Source organism: Craurococcus roseus (assembly GCF_039523795.1).
GTDB classification, from domain to species: Bacteria; Pseudomonadota; Alphaproteobacteria; order Acetobacterales; family Acetobacteraceae; genus Craurococcus; species Craurococcus roseus.
In genome coordinates, this window is the sequence record NZ_BAAAFZ010000015.1 from 12,560 (window position 1) to 29,319 (window position 16,760).

Here is a 16,760-nt window from a genome sequence, read left to right on the forward strand (position 1 = left end):
GTAAGTCTAGCCTGACGGTTCAAAGCGAGTGGAGTTTGATGTGGACGCCTTAGCCGTCCTGCTGCGCGAGCCCGAGCGGCTGGAACTCGGCCGCCTCGACCTGTCGGCGCCCGGCGCGGCGGACGTGGTCGTGGCCGTCGAGTGGAGCGGCATCAGCACCGGGACGGAGCGGCTGCTCTGGTCGGGGCGGATGCCGGACTTCCCCGGCATGGGCTACCCGCTGGTGCCCGGCTACGAGTCGGTCGGCCGCGTCGTGGACGCAGGGCCGGAGGCGGGGCGGCGGGTCGGCGAGCGGGTGTTCGTCGCCGGCGCGCGGTGCTTCGGCCCGGTGCGCGGGCTGTTCGGCGGCGCCGCGTCTCGCCTGGTGGTGCCGGGCGCGAAGGCTTTGCCCCTGGGCGAGTCGTTGGGCGAGCGAGGCGTGCTGCTGGCGCTGGCCGCCACGGCTTGGCACGCGGTCTCCGCGCAGGGCGCCGCGCCGCCTGATCTCGTCGTCGGGCATGGCGTGCTCGGGCGGCTGCTCGCGCGCCTAGCTCCGCTGGCCGGCGGCGCCGCGCCGGCCGTGTGGGAGACGGACGCGCGCCGGGCCGCGGGGGCGCTGGGCTATCCCGTGCTCGATCCCGCCTCCGATCCGCGGCGCGACTACCGCGCCATCTACGACGCGAGCGGCGACCCGGCCGCGCTGGACGGGCTGATCGCGCGGTTGGCGCCCGGCGGCGAGGTGGTGTTGGCGGGCTTCTACGCCGAGCCGCTGCGCTTCGCCTTTCCGCCAGCCTTCATGCGCGAGGCGCGCATCCGCGTGGCCGCCGAGTGGCGGGAACCGGACCTCGCCGCCGTGGCGGGCTTCGTCGCGGACGGGCGGCTCTCGCTCGACGGGCTCATCACGCACCGCCGCCGCGCGGAGCAGGCGCCGGACGCCTACCGCACCGCCTTCGGCGATCCCGACTGCCTCAAGATGGTTTTGGATTGGAGGGGAACGGCATGAACGCTTCCGCCGGCAAGCCGCCCGCGCCCGCCTCGGCGCAGGCCAGCATGCACGAACGGCTGCGCGCGGAGGCCGCTGCCGGTCCCGACGCGGTGCTTACGGGCGACGCGGCGAAGAAGGCGCAGGTGATCGCCATCTACGGCAAGGGCGGCATCGGCAAGTCCTTCACCTTGGCCAACCTCAGCTACATGATGGCGCAGCAAGGCAAGCGCGTGCTGCTGATCGGCTGCGATCCCAAGAGCGACACCACCTCGCTGCTGTTCGGCGGGCGCTCCTGCCCGACCATCATCGAGACCTCGTCGCGCAAGAAGGCCGCCGGCGAGCAGGTTGCGATCGGCGACGTGTGCTTCAAGCGCGACGGCGTGTTCGCCATGGAGCTGGGCGGGCCGGAGGTCGGGCGCGGCTGCGGCGGCAGGGGCATCATCCACGGCTTCGAGCTGCTGGAGAAGCTCGGCTTCCACAGTTGGGACTTCGACTACGTTTTGCTCGACTTCCTCGGCGACGTGGTGTGCGGCGGCTTCGGCCTGCCGATCGCGCGCGACATGTGCCAGAAGGTGATCGTGGTCGGGTCGAACGACCTGCAATCGCTCTACGTCGCCAACAACGTCTGCTCCGCCGTCGAGTACTTCAAGAAGCTCGGCGGCAACGTCGGGGTGGCCGGGATGGTGGTGAACAAGGACGACGGCACCGGTGAGGCTTCCGCCTTCGCCGAGAGGGCCGGCATCCCGCTGTTGGCGTCCATCCCGGCCGACGAGGACATCCGGCGCAAGAGCGCGTCCTACGAGATCGTGGGCCGACCGGGCGGGCGCTGGGCGCCGCTGTTCGAGGCGTTGGCGGTGCAGGTGGCGGAGGCGCCGCCCAGGCGGCCGACGCCGCTCAGCCACGAGGCGCTGCTCGACCTGTTCAAGGGCGAGGCCGTCGGGCGCGGGGTGGTGCTAGAGCCGGCGACCATGGACGACATGTGCGCGGCCGAGGTGCTCAACAAGCCGTCGCTCGAGGTCGTCTATGACGGCGCCTGACGTCCCGGCTGCGAGCGGCTGCCACGGCGGCCGCGAGACGATGCAGGAAGCGGCGCGCGCGGCCGGCAAGGGCGGGGCCATGGCCAAGCTGATGGCCGATTACCCGCGCGGGCCGCACGACCAGCCGCAATCCATGTGCCCGGCGTTCGGTTCCTTGCGCGTCGGGCTGCGGATGCGGCGGGTGTCCACCATCCTCTCCGGCTCGGCCTGCTGCGTGTACGGGCTGACCTTCACCTCGCACTTCTACGGCGCGCGTCGGAGCGTGGGCTACGTGCCCTTCAATTCCGAGACGCTGGTGACGGGCAAGCTGTTCGAGGACATCCGCGAAGCGGTCCACCAGACGGCTCGGCCCGACGAATGCGACGCGGTGGTGGTGATCAACCTCTGCGTGCCCACGGCCTCCGGCGTGCCGCTCGACCTCCTGCCGAAGCAGATCAACGGCGTGCGGATCATCGGCATCGACGTGCCCGGCTTCGGCGTTCCGACCCACGCGGAGGCCAAAGACGTGCTGGCCGGCGCCATGTTGCGCTACGCGCGGCTGGAGGCGGAAGCGGGGCCGGTGGCGCGGCCGCGCGGGGCCGTCTCGGACGAGCCGGGCGTCGCGCTGATCGGCGAGCTGTTCCCGGCCGACCCGCCCGGCGTCGGTGCGCTGCTGGCGCCCATGGGGCTGCGGCTGGCGCCGGGGCTTCCGGCGCGGGAGTGGCGCGACCTCTACGGCGCGCTGGACTGCGTGGCGGCGGCGGCGGTGCATCCGTTCTACACCGCCACGGTGCGCGAGTTCCGCGCTGCCGGGCGGCCGGTGGTGGCGTCGGGCCCGGTGGGCGTGGACGGGACGGCGGCTTGGCTGGACGCGGTCGGGCGCGCGGCCGGCGTGCCTGCGGACGCGGCCAAGGCGAAGGCGCTGCCGGCGATCCGCGCGGCGCTGGAGGCGAACCCGATCCGCGCGCGCGTGACCGTCTCCGGTTACGAGGGGTCGGAGCTGCTGGTCGCACGGCTGCTGGTCGAGGCGGGGGCGGAGGTGCCTTATGTCGGCACCGCCTGCCCGCGCACCGAATGGAGCGACCCGGACCGCGAGTGGCTGCTGGCGCGCGGGACGCACGTGCAGTACCGCGCCTCCTTGGAGCAGGACATGGCGGCGATGCGCGAGGCGAAGCCGGACCTCGCGCTCGGCACCACCCCGCTGGTGCAGGCGGCCAAGGAGATGGGCGTCCCGGCGCTCTACTTCACCAACATGGTCTCCGCCCGGCCGCTGTTCGGGCCGGCGGGCGCCGCCTCGCTCGCCGGGATCGTCGCGGCGCAAACCAAGGGGCGCGAGCGCTTCGCGCGGATGGTCGGCTTCTTCGAGGGCGTCGGCACGTCGGAAGGCGCGGGCTACGGCTTCACGGGCAAACCCGTCGAGCCGCCGGGCTTCCGCGACCGACAGCGAAAGCTGCGAGCGATGCGCGCCAAGGCCGCCGAAGCGGTGGGGAGCTGAGCCGATGCTCGTGCTCGACCACGACAGGGCCGGCGGCTACTGGGGCGCCGTCTACGCCTTCACCGCCATGCGCGGCCTGCGCGTGGTGATCGACGGGCCGGTGGGGTGCGAAAACCTGCCGGTGACGGCGGTGCTGCACTACACGGACGGGTTGCCGCCGCACGAGCTGCCGATCGTGGTGACGGGGCTGGACGAGGACTCGCTGTCGCAGAACGGCACGGAAGGCTCGATGCGCCGCGCCAGCGCGACGCAGGACGCGGACCTCCCCGCGGTGGTGGTCACCGGCTCGATCGCCGAGATGATCGGCGGGGGGGTGACGCCCGAGGGCTCGAACCTGCTGCGCTTCATCCCGCGAACCATCGACGAGGACCAGTGGCAGTGCGCCGACCGCGCCATCTACTGGCTGTGGACCGAGTTCGGCGCCAAGCGCTCCAAACCCGCGTTGCGAAAGGTGCGGCCGGAAGGCGCGAAGCCGCGCGTCAACATCATCGGGCCGATCTACGGCACCTTCAACATGCCCTCCGACCTCGCGGAGGTCCGGCGGCTGGTGGAAGGCATCGGCTGCGAGATCAACCTGGTCTTCCCGCTCGGCTCGCACGTGGACGACATCACGAAGCTGCCAGACGCGGACGTCAACATCTGCCTGTACCGCGAGTTCGGCCGCCGGCTCTGCGAGGAACTGGACAGGCCCTACCTCCAGGCGCCGATAGGCGTGTTCGCCACCACCAACTTCCTGCGCAAGCTCGGCGAGCTGACCGGCCTCGACCCTGAGCCCTTCATCGAGCGGGAGCGGCACACGACGCTGAAGCCGGTGTGGGACCTGTGGCGGAGCGTCACGCAGGACTTCTTCGCTTCCGCCTCCTTCGCCGTGGTGGCCACTGGCACCTACGTCCACGGGCTGAAGCGCTACCTGGAGGAGGAGTTGGGCATTCCCTGCGCCTTCTCCTTCTCCCGCCAAGCCGGCATGAAGCCGGACAACGCGGCGGTGCGGGAGGCGGTGCGGACCAAGGCGCCGCTGGTGCTCTTCGGCTCCTACAACGAGCGGATGTACGCGGCCGAGTGCCGCAGCCGGGCGGTTTACATCCCGGCTTCCTTCCCAGGCGCGATCATCCGCCGCTCCACCGGTACGCCCTTCATGGGCTACGCGGGCGCGACCTACGTGTTGCAGGAGTACTGCAACGCGCTGTTCGACGCGCTCTTCCACATCCTGCCGCTAGGCACCGACCTCGACCGGGTGGAGGCGACGCCGGCGCGGCCGGAGGAGGCCGCGTGGGACGACGAGGCGACGCGGCTGCTCGACGAGCGCGTGGACACGGAGCCGTTCCTGCTGCGCATCTCGGCGGCGAAGCGCCTGCGCGACCGCGTGGAGCGCGAGGCGCGCGAAGCCGCCGAACCCCGCGTGACCGCGGAGCGCGCGCGCCGTGCGCTCGGCTCCATGGCGGCGGAGGGCGTGCCGTGACGGCGGCCGCCGCGCCGTCCCCGCCCCGTGCGGACCGCCACTACCAATCGCGCGCGGCGGGCGTCGTCCCGCCGCGGCGGTCCCGGCCGCGCGGGAAGGGCGCGGCGGCCACGGCCGCGAGGCCGCTACCAGAGAGGTGCTTGCATGTCTGACGTAAGGGTGTCCGACACGAGGGACAGACGGGACGCCTCGCTGTCGGGGCTGACGGAGCCGGAAGCGAGGGAATTCCACAGCATCTTCGTCACCAGCTTCGTGGTCTTCACGGTGATCGCCATCGTCGCCCACATCCTGGTCTGGTTGTGGCGGCCCTGGCTGCCGGGCGTGCGCGGCTACTCGTCCAACCTGATCGACGGCGCGACCGCCGTCGCGACCATGCTCACCTAAGGGGAGGCCCAGTACATGTGGCGAGTTTGGCTGCTCTTCGACCCGCGGCGCACGCTGATCGCGCTGTTCACCTTCCTGATGGTGCTGGCGCTGCTGATCCACTTCATCCTGCTCAGCACCGACCGGTTCAACTGGCTGGAAGGCCCGCGCGGCACGGTGAGCCCGCCCGCGGCGCAGAACGCGCCGCTGCCGGCCCCGGCGCCCGCGCGGTAGCCGCAGCCGGCGGAGTGCCCGCGGACGGGGCCGTGGCGACGCGGTCCCGTCCGCGGGCGGAGGAGGAAACGCTTCGGGCGGGCCGGTCGACGACCGCCGCCGACCCGCGGGAGTCGGGAGGGCCGCCATGTCGATGTTGAGCTACGAGAAGAAGTACCGGGTGCGCGGCGGGACGCTGGTCGGCGGCGACCTGTTCGACTTCTGGGTGGGGCCGTTCTACGTCGGCTTCTTCGGCGTCACCACGATCTTCTTCGCCCTGCTGGGGACGCTGCTGATCATCTACGGCGCCGCCTTGCAAGGCACCGGCAACATCTGGCTGATCAACATCCCTCCGCCCGACCTGAAATACGGGCTCGGCTTCGCGCCGATCAAGGAAGGCGGGCTGTGGCAGGCGATCACCATCTGCGCCATCGGGGCCTTCTGCTCCTGGGCGCTCAGGCAGGCGGAGATCGCGCGCAAGCTGGGCATGGGCTACCACATCCCGGTGGCCTTCAGCGTCGCCATCTTCGCCTACGTGACGCTGGTGGTGATCCGCCCGGTGCTGATGGGCGCCTGGGGGCACGGATTCCCCTACGGGATCTGGAGCCACCTCGATTGGGTGTCGAACACCGGCTACCAGTACCTGCACTTCCATTACAACCCGGCGCACATGCTGGCCATCAGCTTCTTCTTCGGCACTACCCTGATCCTGTCGCTGCACGCCTCCTTGGTGCTGTCGGCCCTCAACCCGCCCAAGGGCGAGCCGGTGAAGACGGCGGAGCACGAGAACACCTTCTACCGCGACATCGTCGGGTACTCGATCGGCACCCTCGGCATCCACCGCCTCGGCCTCTTCGCGGCCCTGAGCGCGGGCTTCTGGAGCGCGGTGTGCATCGTCATCAGCGGCCCCTTCTGGACACGCGGTTGGCCGGAATGGTGGGGCTGGTGGCTCAACCTGCCCATCTGGAGCTAGCGAGGGGGAGCGCGCGGCGATGGCCTTGCTGGACTTGGAATACCAAAACATCTTCACGCGGGTGCAGGTGCGCGGCCCGGCCTACCTCGGCGTCGCGATCTCGCACGAGCCTGCGGGCCGCCAGGGCAAGACGTCGTTCTCGCACGTCTTCGGCCAGATCGGCGACGCGCAGGTCGGGCCGATCTACCTGGGCTGGATCGGCCTCATCTCGCTGATCTTCGGCTTCGCGGCCTTCGAGATCATCGGGCTCAACATGTGGGCCTCGGTGGGGTGGGACCCGGTGCAGTTCGTGCGCCAGCTCTTCTGGCTGGCGCTGGAGCCGCCGGCGCCCTCCTACGGCCTGAGCATACCGCCGATGGACAAGGGCGGCTGGTGGCTGCTGGCCGGCCTCTTCCTGACCATCTCGGTCCTGCTCTGGTGGGTGCGGATCTACACGCGGGCGCGCCAGTTGGGCCTGGGCACCCACACCGCCTGGGCCTTCGGCGCGGCGATCTGGCTGTACCTCGTGCTCGGCTTCATCAGGCCGATCGCGATGGGGAGTTGGTCGGAGGCGGTGCCGTTCGGCATCTTCCCGCACCTCGACTGGACCGCGGCCTTCTCGCTGCGCTACGGGAACCTCTTCTACAACCCGTTCCACGCGCTCTCGATCGTCTTCCTCTACGGCTCGACGCTGCTCTTCGCCATGCACGGCGCCACCATCCTGGCGGCGGGCCGCTTCGGCGCCGAGCGCGAGGTGGAGCAGACGCTCGACCGCGGCACGGCGCACGAGCGCTGCGCCCTGTTCTGGCGCTGGACCATGGGCTTCTGCGCGTCCTTCGAGAGCATCCACCGCTGGGCGTGGTGGTTCGCCGTGTTGACCCCGATCACGGGCGGCATCGGCATCCTGCTCACCGGCACGGTGGTGGACAACTGGTACCTTTGGGCGGTCAAGCAGGGCTTCGCGCCGGGCTACCCCGACGTGTATCCGCCCATCCCCGACCCCGCAGCCGCCGCAGCCATGGGAGCGCCCCGATGAGACTGGGCTTCTACAGCTGGCTGACCATCGCCTGCCTGGCGACGGCGGCCGTCATCGTCACGCTGGTCAGCTTCGAGCGGCCGCCGATCACGGCCATCCAAAGGGGCTTCCGCGGCACCGCGATGGAACTGGTCTACAACCCGCGCACGGTAGCGGTGAACGCCTACCTCCACGGCGTCCCCGAGGCGCCCGAGCAGGCCGACGCGGACGGTCCGAAAGCGAAGGACGTCTACGAGAACGTGCAGGTGCTGGGCAACCTCAGCGTCGGCCAGTTCGGGCGCCTGATGCAATCCATCACCGAATGGGTCTCGCCCGAAATAGACGGGCCGACCGAGCCGGGCGCGCCGGAGCGCGGCTGCAACTACTGCCACAACCCGGAGAACATGGCGGAGGACAGCGTCTACACCAAGGTGGTCGCGCGCCGGATGATGCAGATGACCAAGCACATCAACGAGCACTGGACGAGCCACGTCGGCCAGGCGGGCGTGACCTGCTACACCTGCCACCGCGGCAACCCGGTACCGCTGAACGTCTGGTCGCAGACGCCGACGCCCGACCCGTCGCGGGGCCGTGGCTTCACGGCAGACCCGGCGAGCCAGAACCTCGCCTCCCCCGTCGTGGGCATGTCGTCGCTGCCCTACGACATCTTCGGCCCGTACTTCGAGGGCGCGAGCGACATCCGGGTCAACGGGACCACGCCCTTGCCGGAGGGGAATCGCCACTCCATCAAGCAGACGGAGTGGACCTACGGCCTGATGATGCACTTCTCTCAGGCGTTGAACGTCAACTGCACGCATTGCCACAACAGCCGCGCCTTCGCCGACTGGAGCCAGAGCAGCCCGCAGCGCCTGAACGCTTGGCACGGCATCCGGATGGTGCGGGACGTCAACACGGCCTTCATCGACCCGCTGAAGCCGGTGTTCCCTGCCAACCGCCTCGGGCCGATGGGCGACCCGTTGAAGGTCAACTGCACGACCTGCCACCAGGGCGCCTACAAGCCGCTCAACGGAGCGCGCATGCTCGCGGAACACCCGGAGCTGAACCTGATTTCCGCCACGCCCCCGCCTCCGGAATCGGCGAGGCGGTGATGGCCTTAGGCCAGGGCGGGGGCGCAAGGCTGTTGCGCCCCCGCCTTTTTTAGACACTTTCGTTCTGCTCCGCCTCGCCGTGACGGGTGAGGCGGTCCAGCAGGCCCAGCATGAGCGCTCCCACCAGGAACAGGGCGTGGATGACTACTCGCCACATCACGCCCTCCTGGCTGTAGTCCTCGACCTTCAGGAACACCTGCAGAAGGTGGATGGACGAGATGGCGACCATGGCCGTCGCCACCTTGATCTTGAGGTTCGAGTAGTCGGTGCGGCCGACCCAGCCCAGGTCTTCCTGATCGGCCTCTCGCGCCAGCCGGTCCACCAAGCTGTCGTAGCTCGACAGCACCACGATCATGACCAGCGACGCGATCAGAGCGGAGTCCACCAAGTGCAGGACCGCGATCAGCACGTCCTCTTCGCCTTTGTCGAAGAGGCCGGCCGCCAGCCCGCCGAGCTTCACGACGAACCGGGCCGCGAAGAGGGCGAGGCTGGCCGCGAGGCCGAAGAAGAAGACCATGAGCACGTAACGTGTCGCCAGGATTGCGCGGCCCAGGGTGGCGAGCAGCGAAACCGCGGCGTCCCCGCCGCGATCTTGGGGAGAGGGCATGTTCGATGATCCAAAGGTTGGCGGAGGAGCAACGCCTGTCGGGCGCGGTGGTGCATGGGGGGTTGGTTTGGCTCGCCGGGCAGGTGGCTGACGACCCGGGCCTCGACGCGGAAGGCCAAACCGCCGACATCCTCCGGCAAGTGGACGAGTCGCTACGCCACGCCGGCACCGACAAGCGCCGGCTCCTGTCCGTGACCGTGTTGCTCGCCGACATCGCGGACGCGCCCGCCATGAACCGCGCCTGGGACCGGTGGCTGGACCCGGCCGCCAAGCCCGCGCGGATGACGGTCCAGGCGCCGCTCGTGGGCCCGGCTTGGCGGGTGGAGACCACCGGCGTCGTGGCGCTACCCGGGTCGGAAGCGCGGCGGGGTTGAAGGGGCATCAGCAGGTCGGCCGCGGCCGCCGCTCCGGGACGCCGCGCGGCTTTTTGACGTCCGAGGCGACCGCGCTGGTGCTGATGCTGCTCGTGGCGGGCGGCGTGGCCGACGAGGGATGGGTGCTCTCCGCCGTCGCGTTCTGCGGTGTCGGGCTGGCGGTGGGGGCGCTCTACCTGCTTTTCCCGCAGGGGCCGCAATTCGCGCTCAACGCCGCCAACGGCCTCGCCATGTACACCTGCCTCTTCGCGGTGGTCGGGCGCTCCGCCTTCCCCGGCGCCGAGGATTGGGCGCGGCCGGTCGCGTTTCTGTTGCCGATCGCCTCCTTCGTCGGGGCGTGCTGGACGCTCCGGAGCGCCTTGCGGCCCTGGGTCGCGGCAGCGCACGCTCCGGACCTGGCGCACCTGCCGCGCTTCGCCGGTTGGCTGGCCGCGATGGGGGCGGTAGCGGTGCTCAGCTTGGCGCTGCCCTTCAACCGGGCGGCGCCCGGCACCCAAACCTTGGCGCTGCTCGGCGCCATGGCGTTGATCTCCGCCATCAGCGTGGCGACGGTGGGCGAGGTGGTGCGGCTGCTGGCCGATATCGCCGCGATCTTCCGCGAGATGACGGGCCGCATCGTCCTACTCGCCGTGCCGGTGGCCGCCTATTGCAGCCTCTGGGCGCTGCTCACTGTGGCGTTCGGCTGCCTGTACCGGATAGCGGAGGGACTGTCGCACGAGGAGCTGTTTCATGGCTCCGATGGGCCGATCCGCATCGGGTTCCAAGGGGCGTTGCACTTCAGCGCCGTGACCCTCACAACGGTCGGCTACGGCGACATCCAACCCATCGACGACGGGATTCGGCTGCTGGCGACGGTGCAGGCGTTGTCGGGCCAACTCCTGCTGCTGTTCGGCTTCTACGAGATCATGCGCGGCAGCCAGGCCGGGATGCCGGAATCCGAGCTGCCGGACGACGAGGACGAACGGGAGGCGCTGGCGGCCGCCGCGGCGGAGGGCGCTAGCCCCCCAGAACCCGGGCCGAAGCCATGATGCGCCGCACCTTCTCGGACTCGGTGGCGCCGCCCTCCACCGCGGCGACCGCCTTGGCCTCGGCGGCGCGCACGGCCTCCAGGCTCGCCAGCACCGCCTCCGCCCGGTCGAGCGGCACCACCGCCACGCCGTCCGCGTCGCCGACCACGATGTCGCCGGGGCGGACGTGGATGCAGCCGCAGGTGACGGGGGCGCCGACGGTGCCGGGCCCGTTGGCAGCGGGCGAGGTGGGGACCACGCCGGCGCAGAACACGGGCAGGCCGGTCGCCAGGATGCCGGCCTTGTCGCGCGCCAGCCCTTCGGTGACGAAGGCGGCGACGCCTTTGTTCTTCATCATGCCGGCCACGAGGTCGCCGAGGACGGCGGTGCCGAGGTAGCCGTCGTTCGCCACCACCACCACGTCGCCCGACCGCGCTTCCGCCAAGGCGCCCATCACGCCGACCACGTCCGCGGGGTAGGCAAAGGCGGTCAGCGCCGGGCCGACGAAAGCCGCGTTGGCCGGGTCAAGCGGCTTGACGCGCCAGTCGAGCGCGCCGCGGCCTTCCATGGCGTCCGCCAGATGCGAGGTTTGGGCGCCGCGGAAGCGCTCCAGCAGTTCGGGCGGCGCGCGGCGGAACCCGCGGTGGACGGTGAGCAGCGGCGGGTTGTCGAGCATGGCGATTTTTTCCTCCCGGTGTTCGGCGCGAGCATCGCGCGGCGGGCGGGCGGCGCCAAGCCGCCACCGCCGGGGTTGCGCCGGGCCGCGTCCGGCCACGGGGCGCGGGTGCCTGGCCCGAAAACGCGGAGGGGGCGGCGGGCTGCCGCGAGGGCGGCCGGGACCGTTCGGCCGCCTCGCCCGGCGCGGGTCGGAGCGTGGCGCGGCGGCGGCGTTTGCTGCATTCGGACAAATGCCGGGGCCGCCACGGTCCGGGCGCCGGGCGGTCGCGGGGGCGCGGTTCGGAAAGGAGAGATCGCCGCGCCGGCGGGCGGGCCGGCGCGCGGGACCGGGAGGCGCGCGACGCATTCGGACAAATGCCGGCGCCACCACGGTCCAGGCGCCGGGAACGTGGTTCGGGAAGGAGCGTCGCCGCGCCCGGCGTGGATCGGAGCGCGGAGCGGCGGCGGTGTTTGGCGCATTCGGGCGAATGCCGCGGCGGCCATGGTCCGGGCGCAGGAAGGTCGCCGGGGATGCGGTTCGGGAAGGAGTGTCGCCGCTCCGGATCGGGTGGCGCGTGGCGCATTCGGACAAATACGGATTTGGCGACCGGAAGGCTGCCGGGTTGGTCGAGTGCGTGTTTGGGAAACGGGCGGTCGTTGTGCCTGTCGGCGTATCGGGGAAGGAGCCGGGATTGGTTTTGGTGTTTTCGGACGAATAGAGGCTCGACGGGGAGCCGGCTGCTTTCGGCGTCTCCGGCGCGGCTGGAACCGTGCGGTCGCCATGCCTTTGGAAGACTGGAAGCGCGGGGCGGAGCGTGGGGCGGGCGCTTTCGGACAAATGCCCGCTCGGCAGGCATGAGGCGCGCGGCGTGGTACGCGGGAGGGTTCGCGGGCGGTTTGCTGTGACATGGCCGGGCCGGGGGCGGAGGATCGGTCGCATGGGTCAGGCCATCTCGCCTTGCAAATATGCGAACATAACATGAACAAAATGGTTTTTGCAACATTCGAGTGTCGTGGGAAAGTTCGTCTGCTTCGAGGGCCTGATAGAGCTATTGGTAAACAGGGGCCTGCCGCTGTTGTAACTCCGGTGGCAAACACCGCGGGAGCGGAGGGGCAAACCCAGGCATGACAGGTAATGCTAGGCATCGGCATTTATATACGAATGTGACCTAGGCGGTGGGGCGGACCTTGGATCCGCCCGCGCTACGCCCCACGGATCCTAGTTGTCCAAGAGATCGGGTTGCGACCCGGTGGTCGGGAAGCGGCGCTCGAACAGCCGCTTGAACTCGCCCACGCTGCGGCTGATCTTCGCAATCGTCATCACCTCTTGGACCTGCCGTTTCAGCTTCTCTATGCCGTAGCCGAGCGACAGGTGTTGGTGGAACCGCGCCTTTCGCGTGCCTCGCCTGTTGATCTTGGGGTTGATGCGGTCCAGTTCGTCCAATACCGCGCCGTTCTCAAGCGGCTGATACACGTAGCTTCGCGTGAAGTTGGCGAAGTGCTGCGGCCGGTTCTGTATAACGGCGCCCGAAGCGGTCATGGTGAGCCGCTTGCTTCCGTAAATCCGGTTCAGCTCATCGTAGTATTCGTCCGGAAACTGCTTCTCCCATTCGCGCTTCTCGGCCTCGATGTATTGCTGCACAAGGATCCGCAGCGCGTTCGGATCCCGGACTTGCTGGTAGCCCGTCGCTTCGTCGATGAGGGCGGCGACGCCCACCTTGGCAAAGGCCCTTTCGAGGATCCGCGCCTGCGCGGCGAGGTCTGCTTGGGATCCTTGTTGCAGCTTGCCCGCGTCGTCCGCCCGGATGATCGCCTTGCACACGTCCACGAGCACTTCGGCTTCGTAGCCGTGGGCGAGATCCTGCGTCAGCGGCTTGAAATTGATCGGGTTTGCGATCTTCTCGTGCAACGCCGTGCCGAGCGCGGATCCGAGCCCCTTGCGCTGCATCGCGCGCATGAAGACGTTGCCGCCGCCGGACTTCATGCCCAGGGCCTTCGCCATGCCCCGCTTGTGGAAGACCCGGCGCCCGTCCTCCAGGACGTAGCAGTCCAGTTCCAGCGCGCCGACCTGCATGCTGCCCTGGTGGGTCGCTTTGGGAAGTTGGACCTCCCCGCCATCCGGGGTTTCGCCGGTGTTGGTCATCTCGCTTGGATCCGTCTGCGCAAACCGCGCCAATGCCTCGTCGAAATCGAGGTCAACGGCGGGTGCCTGCTTCTGCTTCTTGGTCATGCGATCAGCGCCTTGTAGGTGAGCCGACCGTCGGATCCGGCGATCAGGGCGTCGGCCCGCGCGCCCTCCGCCATCTTGCGCCGGTTGTAGCGCCAGCCGCACTCGGCGGCGTAGCGGGACAGGTGCTTGGCGCTGACTAAGTGGTGGACCCCGACGATCTGGCGCTTGAGTTGCGACCAAGCGCCTTCGATCGTGTTGGTGTGGATGTTGAAGTGCCGCACGTACTCGCCCGCGCCGTGGTTGACGGAGTGGTGCGAGTAACGGCCTTGCAGTCCGACGAAAGCCGGGGCTTCGTCCGTCATCACCGTGGACCCGGGCGCGACGTGCTCGGCTATGGTGCCTTGGACCGTGCGCGCCTTGAGATCGGACGCAGCGACCATGCGGGGGTCGCCTCCCCGCTCCACAATGCCGAACACTAAGGCCTTGCCGGACAGGCCGCGGATCCCCGTGCGCTTGGAGGCGTGCTTGTTCTTGCTCCTGCCGCCCACGAAGGTCTCATCGGCCTCCACGGTGCCGGACAAAGGGCCGTTGAAACTCCGGGTCGCCGCCGCCTCCCGCAGCCGGTGCAGCACGAACCACGCCGACTTCTGCGTGATGCCGAGGTCGCGCGCGAGCGTGGTGGAGGCGATGCCCTTTTTGTGGCTGGTGATCATCCAGATGGCGAGGATCCACGTCCGCAGCGGCAGCTTCGTGCCCTCGAAGATCGTCCCGACTTTGATGGAGAACCGCTTTCCGCAGCCCTTGGCGGCGCACTTGTGGGTGCGCCCGTCCTTGAAGGTGTAGATCTTGCTGCCCTTGCAGTAGGGGCAGGAAGGGCCGTCGCGCCAGCAGATCCGCGTGAAGTGGGCGATGGCCGCATCCTCATCGGGGATCGCGTCCATCGCTTCCTTGAGGGTGTTGAAGGCTGACACGGCGGGCGCTCCCGACTGAGAGGACCGTTCTACCCCGCCCCACCGGCTAGGTCAAGCTCGTATATAGACACCCTAGGCATCTGTAGTAATCCTGGCGAAATGCTGGCCCGGCATGTGCCCCAGCCAGTGGCGACGGCGCAGCTTGAGCCGTCGAAGCGCGCTCGAAGCCTATCTATCCAAGCCGGTCACGGGTCTGTGGCTACTCGGGGTCACGACACGAAGATTTCTAAGTGTCCGGCAGCGAAAAGCCCGCAACTTCAAAGCTTTCCGAATTGAACGGTGGTGTCCGCCATGCCCGAGAGCGAGCCGGAAAGCCGGACGGATTGATTGACGGACGGGAAGACGGACAAATGATCCCGCTGCGTTCTGCCGCACCGGACACTCGCGCCCCTTTCGTGTCGCAACCCCTACTCGGCGTAGATCATCCGCCGCGTCATGCCGCCGTCCAGCACGAACTCCGCGCCGGTGACGAAGCCGCTCTCCGGCCCGAGCAGCCACGCCGCCAGCGCCGCCACGTCCTCCGGCCGGCCGACGCGGCCCGCCGGGTGCTGGGCGTGGTCTTCCGGGCGCAGCGCCTCGCCCTTCGTTTCGATCCAGCCGGGGCTGATGCAGTTCACCCGCACCGCCGGGCCGAGGCTGACGGCGAGGGCGTGGGTCAGCGCCACCAAGCCGCCCTTGGACGCCGAATAGCTTTCGGTGTCCGGCTCCGATTGCCGGGCGCGGGTGGAGGCCATCGTCACCACGGCGCCGCCGGCGTCGCGCAGCATCGCTTCCGCCGCGCGGACCAGCAGGAAGGTGGCGGTCAGGTTGGTGGCGAGCACCGCGTTCCACTCGGCGAGGGCCAGCTCGCGCAAGGGTTTGCGGACCATGAAACCGGCGTTGGACACCAGGGCGTCGAGGCGGCCTTCCTCGCGCCGCACGCCGTCGAGCAGCGCGGCGACGGCGGCTTCGTCCGCAACGTCGGCCCGCACGCACCGCGCCGGGTGGTCCGGCGTCGCCGCCGCCTCGCGGTCGGCGATCACCACGCGCCAGCCGTCCCCTGCCAGCCGGGCGGCGACCGCCCGGCCGATGCCCTTCGCGCCGCCCGTCACCAGCGCCACCCGCCGCGCTTCCGCCATGCCCCGGCCGCTCCTCCTCGCCGATCCGGCCTTCCAAGCCGGGCCGGCGGGCGGGGTTCCCGGCGGCGCCCGGCGCTGTAGGGTGGGCGCAACGATCCAGGGACCGCCCCGCATGGCCGAGCCGATGCTGTTCACGCCCGCGACGCTGCGCGACACCGTGCTCAAGAACCGCGTGGTGGTGGCGCCGATGCACCAGTACGCGGCGCAGCGCGGCTTCGCCACCGATTGGCACCTGATGAACGCCGGCCGCTACGCCGCGGGCGGGGCGGGGCTGGTCATCATGGAGTCCACCAAGGTGGAGCGGCGCGGCTGCGGGACTCTCGGCGACCTCGGCCTGTGGGACGACGCCTTCATCCCCGGCCTCGCCCGTTGCGTCGCCTTCATCCGCGCGCACGCCGCGGTGCCGGGCATCCAACTCGGCCACTCCGGGCGCAAGGCGCGGCGGTTCCGGCCCTGGGAAGGCGGCGGGCCGCTGGAGCGGACGCCGGAGATCGACGACTGGGACGATTGGGAATTGGTGGCGCCGAGCGCGCTCGCCGCGCCGGAGTCCGATCCGCTGCCGCGCGCCCTTTCGCGCGACGAGATACCGGCGCTGGTGGAACGCTTCGGGCAGGCCGCGCGCCGCGCCCACGAAGCGGGCTTCGAGGTGCTGGAGATCCACGGCGCGCACGGCTACCTCGTGCATGAGTTCCTGTCGCCCTTCTCCAACCGCCGCAATGACGACTACGGCGGCACCGACCTGAACCGGATGCGGTTCTGCGTCGAGATCGTGGAGGCGGTGCGCGCCCATTGGCCGGCGAACAAGCCGCTGTTCCTGCGCCTTTCCGTGGAGGACGACGCGGGTTGGGGGCCGGTGGAGAGCGTGGAATTGGCGAAGCTGGTGCGGCCGAAGGGCGTTGACGTGATCGACTGCTCTTCCGGCGGGATGCGCGGCGCGCCGGTGGTCGGCGCCGGCCCCATCGGCTACGGCTACCAAGTGCCCTACGCGGCGCGGATCAAGCGGGAGGCCGGGATCGCCACCATGGCGGTCGGCCTCATCGTCCACGCCGACCAAGCCGAGGGCGTCCTCCAGCGCGGCGAGGCCGACCTGATCGCCCTGGCGCGGGAGCTGCTCTACAACCCGAACTGGCCGATGGACGCGGCGCAGAAGCTCGGCGCCGACCCGCGCTTCGCCCTGGTGCCGCCGCCGCAAGCCTATTGGCTGGAGAAGCGGGCGCGGCAGGTGCGGGACCTGACGCCCTCGACCTACCGCGAACGCTCGGACGCCTGA

17 protein-coding genes are annotated in these 16,760 nt (G+C 70.1%); 12 read left to right on the forward strand and 5 right to left on the reverse strand.

The annotated features are described in order from the left end of the window. Positions 1-40: 40 nt before the first annotated feature. From bchC to pufC, 9 genes are all read left to right on the forward strand, one after another. Positions 41-982, forward strand: a complete 942-nt coding sequence (gene bchC / locus ABD067_RS07435; protein WP_343894579.1) for a chlorophyll synthesis pathway protein BchC — start codon at positions 41-43, stop codon at positions 980-982. After that, positions 979-2,001, forward strand: a complete 1,023-nt coding sequence (locus tag ABD067_RS07440) for a chlorophyllide a reductase iron protein subunit X (protein ID WP_343894580.1) — start codon at positions 979-981, stop codon at positions 1,999-2,001. The genes bchC and ABD067_RS07440 overlap by 4 nt, the downstream gene beginning before the upstream one ends. Next, on the forward strand, positions 1,988-3,475 hold the full coding sequence (gene bchY, locus ABD067_RS07445) for a chlorophyllide a reductase subunit Y (protein WP_343894582.1): 1,488 nt from the start codon (positions 1,988-1,990) through the stop codon (positions 3,473-3,475). Before ABD067_RS07440 ends, bchY begins: the two co-directional genes overlap by 14 nt. Before the next feature lie 4 nt (positions 3,476-3,479). Continuing rightward, entirely contained in the window at positions 3,480-4,934 is a 1,455-nt protein-coding gene (gene bchZ / locus ABD067_RS07450; RefSeq protein ID WP_343894583.1) for a chlorophyllide a reductase subunit Z, read from the forward strand. A gap of 144 nt (positions 4,935-5,078) precedes the next feature. Next, positions 5,079-5,318 (forward strand): light-harvesting antenna LH1, beta subunit, encoded by a 240-nt coding sequence (pufB, locus tag ABD067_RS07455; protein WP_343894584.1) that lies wholly within the window; start codon positions 5,079-5,081, stop codon positions 5,316-5,318. A gap of 15 nt (positions 5,319-5,333) precedes the next feature. After that, positions 5,334-5,531 (forward strand): light-harvesting antenna LH1, alpha subunit, encoded by a 198-nt coding sequence (pufA, locus tag ABD067_RS07460; protein WP_343894585.1) that lies wholly within the window; start codon positions 5,334-5,336, stop codon positions 5,529-5,531. Positions 5,532-5,658: 127 nt separating this feature from the next. Continuing rightward, a complete protein-coding gene (gene pufL / locus ABD067_RS07465) occupies positions 5,659-6,483 on the forward strand; it encodes a photosynthetic reaction center subunit L (RefSeq protein ID WP_343894586.1) in 825 nt (274 codons plus the stop codon). Between the two features lie 19 nt (positions 6,484-6,502). Beyond that, positions 6,503-7,498 carry a photosynthetic reaction center subunit M gene (gene pufM / locus ABD067_RS07470; RefSeq protein ID WP_343894588.1) on the forward strand — a complete coding sequence of 332 codons (996 nt, stop codon included), beginning with the start codon at positions 6,503-6,505 and terminating at the stop codon, positions 7,496-7,498. After that, positions 7,495-8,586: a photosynthetic reaction center cytochrome PufC gene (gene pufC, locus ABD067_RS07475; RefSeq protein WP_343894589.1), complete on the forward strand. Its 1,092-nt coding sequence runs from the start codon at positions 7,495-7,497 to the stop codon at positions 8,584-8,586. The genes pufM and pufC overlap by 4 nt, the downstream gene beginning before the upstream one ends. Positions 8,587-8,635: 49 nt before the next feature. Here the strand turns inward: pufC and ABD067_RS07480 are convergent, their stop codons facing one another. Continuing rightward, complete coding sequence (locus ABD067_RS07480; RefSeq protein ID WP_343894591.1) at positions 8,636-9,193, reverse strand: YqhA family protein; 558 nt, start codon at positions 9,191-9,193, stop codon at positions 8,636-8,638. A 5-nt stretch (positions 9,194-9,198) separates the two neighbouring features. Between ABD067_RS07480 and ABD067_RS07485 the strand changes: the two genes are divergently transcribed. Continuing rightward, positions 9,199-9,567 (forward strand): RidA family protein, encoded by a 369-nt coding sequence (locus ABD067_RS07485; protein ID WP_343894592.1) that lies wholly within the window; start codon positions 9,199-9,201, stop codon positions 9,565-9,567. Next, positions 9,564-10,595 carry a potassium channel family protein gene (locus tag ABD067_RS07490; RefSeq protein WP_343894593.1) on the forward strand — a complete coding sequence of 344 codons (1,032 nt, stop codon included), beginning with the start codon at positions 9,564-9,566 and terminating at the stop codon, positions 10,593-10,595. Before ABD067_RS07485 ends, ABD067_RS07490 begins: the two co-directional genes overlap by 4 nt. Here the strand turns inward: ABD067_RS07490 and ABD067_RS07495 are convergent. From ABD067_RS07495 to ABD067_RS07510, 4 genes are all read right to left on the reverse strand, one after another. After that, positions 10,564-11,250 carry an RraA family protein gene (locus ABD067_RS07495; protein WP_343894594.1) on the reverse strand — a complete coding sequence of 229 codons (687 nt, stop codon included), beginning with the start codon at positions 11,248-11,250 and terminating at the stop codon, positions 10,564-10,566. The two genes, ABD067_RS07490 and ABD067_RS07495, sit on opposite strands and share 32 nt — an antisense overlap. Before the next feature lie 1,200 nt (positions 11,251-12,450). After that, positions 12,451-13,461, reverse strand: coding sequence for a P63C domain-containing protein (locus tag ABD067_RS07500; protein ID WP_343894595.1), 1,011 nt, complete (start codon positions 13,459-13,461; stop codon positions 12,451-12,453). After that, positions 13,458-14,372 carry an IS1595 family transposase gene (locus ABD067_RS07505; RefSeq protein ID WP_343894596.1) on the reverse strand — a complete coding sequence of 305 codons (915 nt, stop codon included), beginning with the start codon at positions 14,370-14,372 and terminating at the stop codon, positions 13,458-13,460. The genes ABD067_RS07500 and ABD067_RS07505 overlap by 4 nt, the downstream gene beginning before the upstream one ends. A 407-nt stretch (positions 14,373-14,779) precedes the next feature. After that, entirely contained in the window at positions 14,780-15,490 is a 711-nt protein-coding gene (locus ABD067_RS07510; RefSeq protein ID WP_343894598.1) for an SDR family oxidoreductase, read from the reverse strand. Positions 15,491-15,602: 112 nt separating this feature from the next. Here ABD067_RS07510 and ABD067_RS07515 point away from each other — a divergent pair, with 112 nt between their 5' ends. After that, a complete protein-coding gene (locus ABD067_RS07515; RefSeq protein WP_343894600.1) occupies positions 15,603-16,760 on the forward strand; it encodes an NADH:flavin oxidoreductase/NADH oxidase in 1,158 nt (385 codons plus the stop codon).

Coding starts and splice junctions, on each gene's coding strand:
- pufA (WP_343894585.1), top strand. CDS start 5,334: ATGTGGCGAGTTTGGCTGCTCTTCGACCCGCGGCGCACGCTGATCGCG.
- ABD067_RS07495 (WP_343894594.1), bottom strand. CDS start 11,250: ATGCTCGACAACCCGCCGCTGCTCACCGTCCACCGCGGGTTCCGCCGC.
- ABD067_RS07515 (WP_343894600.1), top strand. CDS start 15,603: ATGGCCGAGCCGATGCTGTTCACGCCCGCGACGCTGCGCGACACCGTG.
- ABD067_RS07480 (WP_343894591.1), bottom strand. CDS start 9,193: ATGCCCTCTCCCCAAGATCGCGGCGGGGACGCCGCGGTTTCGCTGCTC.
- bchZ (WP_343894583.1), top strand. CDS start 3,480: ATGCTCGTGCTCGACCACGACAGGGCCGGCGGCTACTGGGGCGCCGTC.
- pufL (WP_343894586.1), top strand. CDS start 5,659: ATGTCGATGTTGAGCTACGAGAAGAAGTACCGGGTGCGCGGCGGGACG.
- pufC (WP_343894589.1), top strand. CDS start 7,495: ATGAGACTGGGCTTCTACAGCTGGCTGACCATCGCCTGCCTGGCGACG.
- pufM (WP_343894588.1), top strand. CDS start 6,503: ATGGCCTTGCTGGACTTGGAATACCAAAACATCTTCACGCGGGTGCAG.
- bchY (WP_343894582.1), top strand. CDS start 1,988: ATGACGGCGCCTGACGTCCCGGCTGCGAGCGGCTGCCACGGCGGCCGC.
- ABD067_RS07510 (WP_343894598.1), bottom strand. CDS start 15,490: ATGGCGGAAGCGCGGCGGGTGGCGCTGGTGACGGGCGGCGCGAAGGGC.
- ABD067_RS07500 (WP_343894595.1), bottom strand. CDS start 13,461: ATGACCAAGAAGCAGAAGCAGGCACCCGCCGTTGACCTCGATTTCGAC.
- ABD067_RS07440 (WP_343894580.1), top strand. CDS start 979: ATGAACGCTTCCGCCGGCAAGCCGCCCGCGCCCGCCTCGGCGCAGGCC.
- ABD067_RS07485 (WP_343894592.1), top strand. CDS start 9,199: ATGATCCAAAGGTTGGCGGAGGAGCAACGCCTGTCGGGCGCGGTGGTG.
- pufB (WP_343894584.1), top strand. CDS start 5,079: ATGTCTGACGTAAGGGTGTCCGACACGAGGGACAGACGGGACGCCTCG.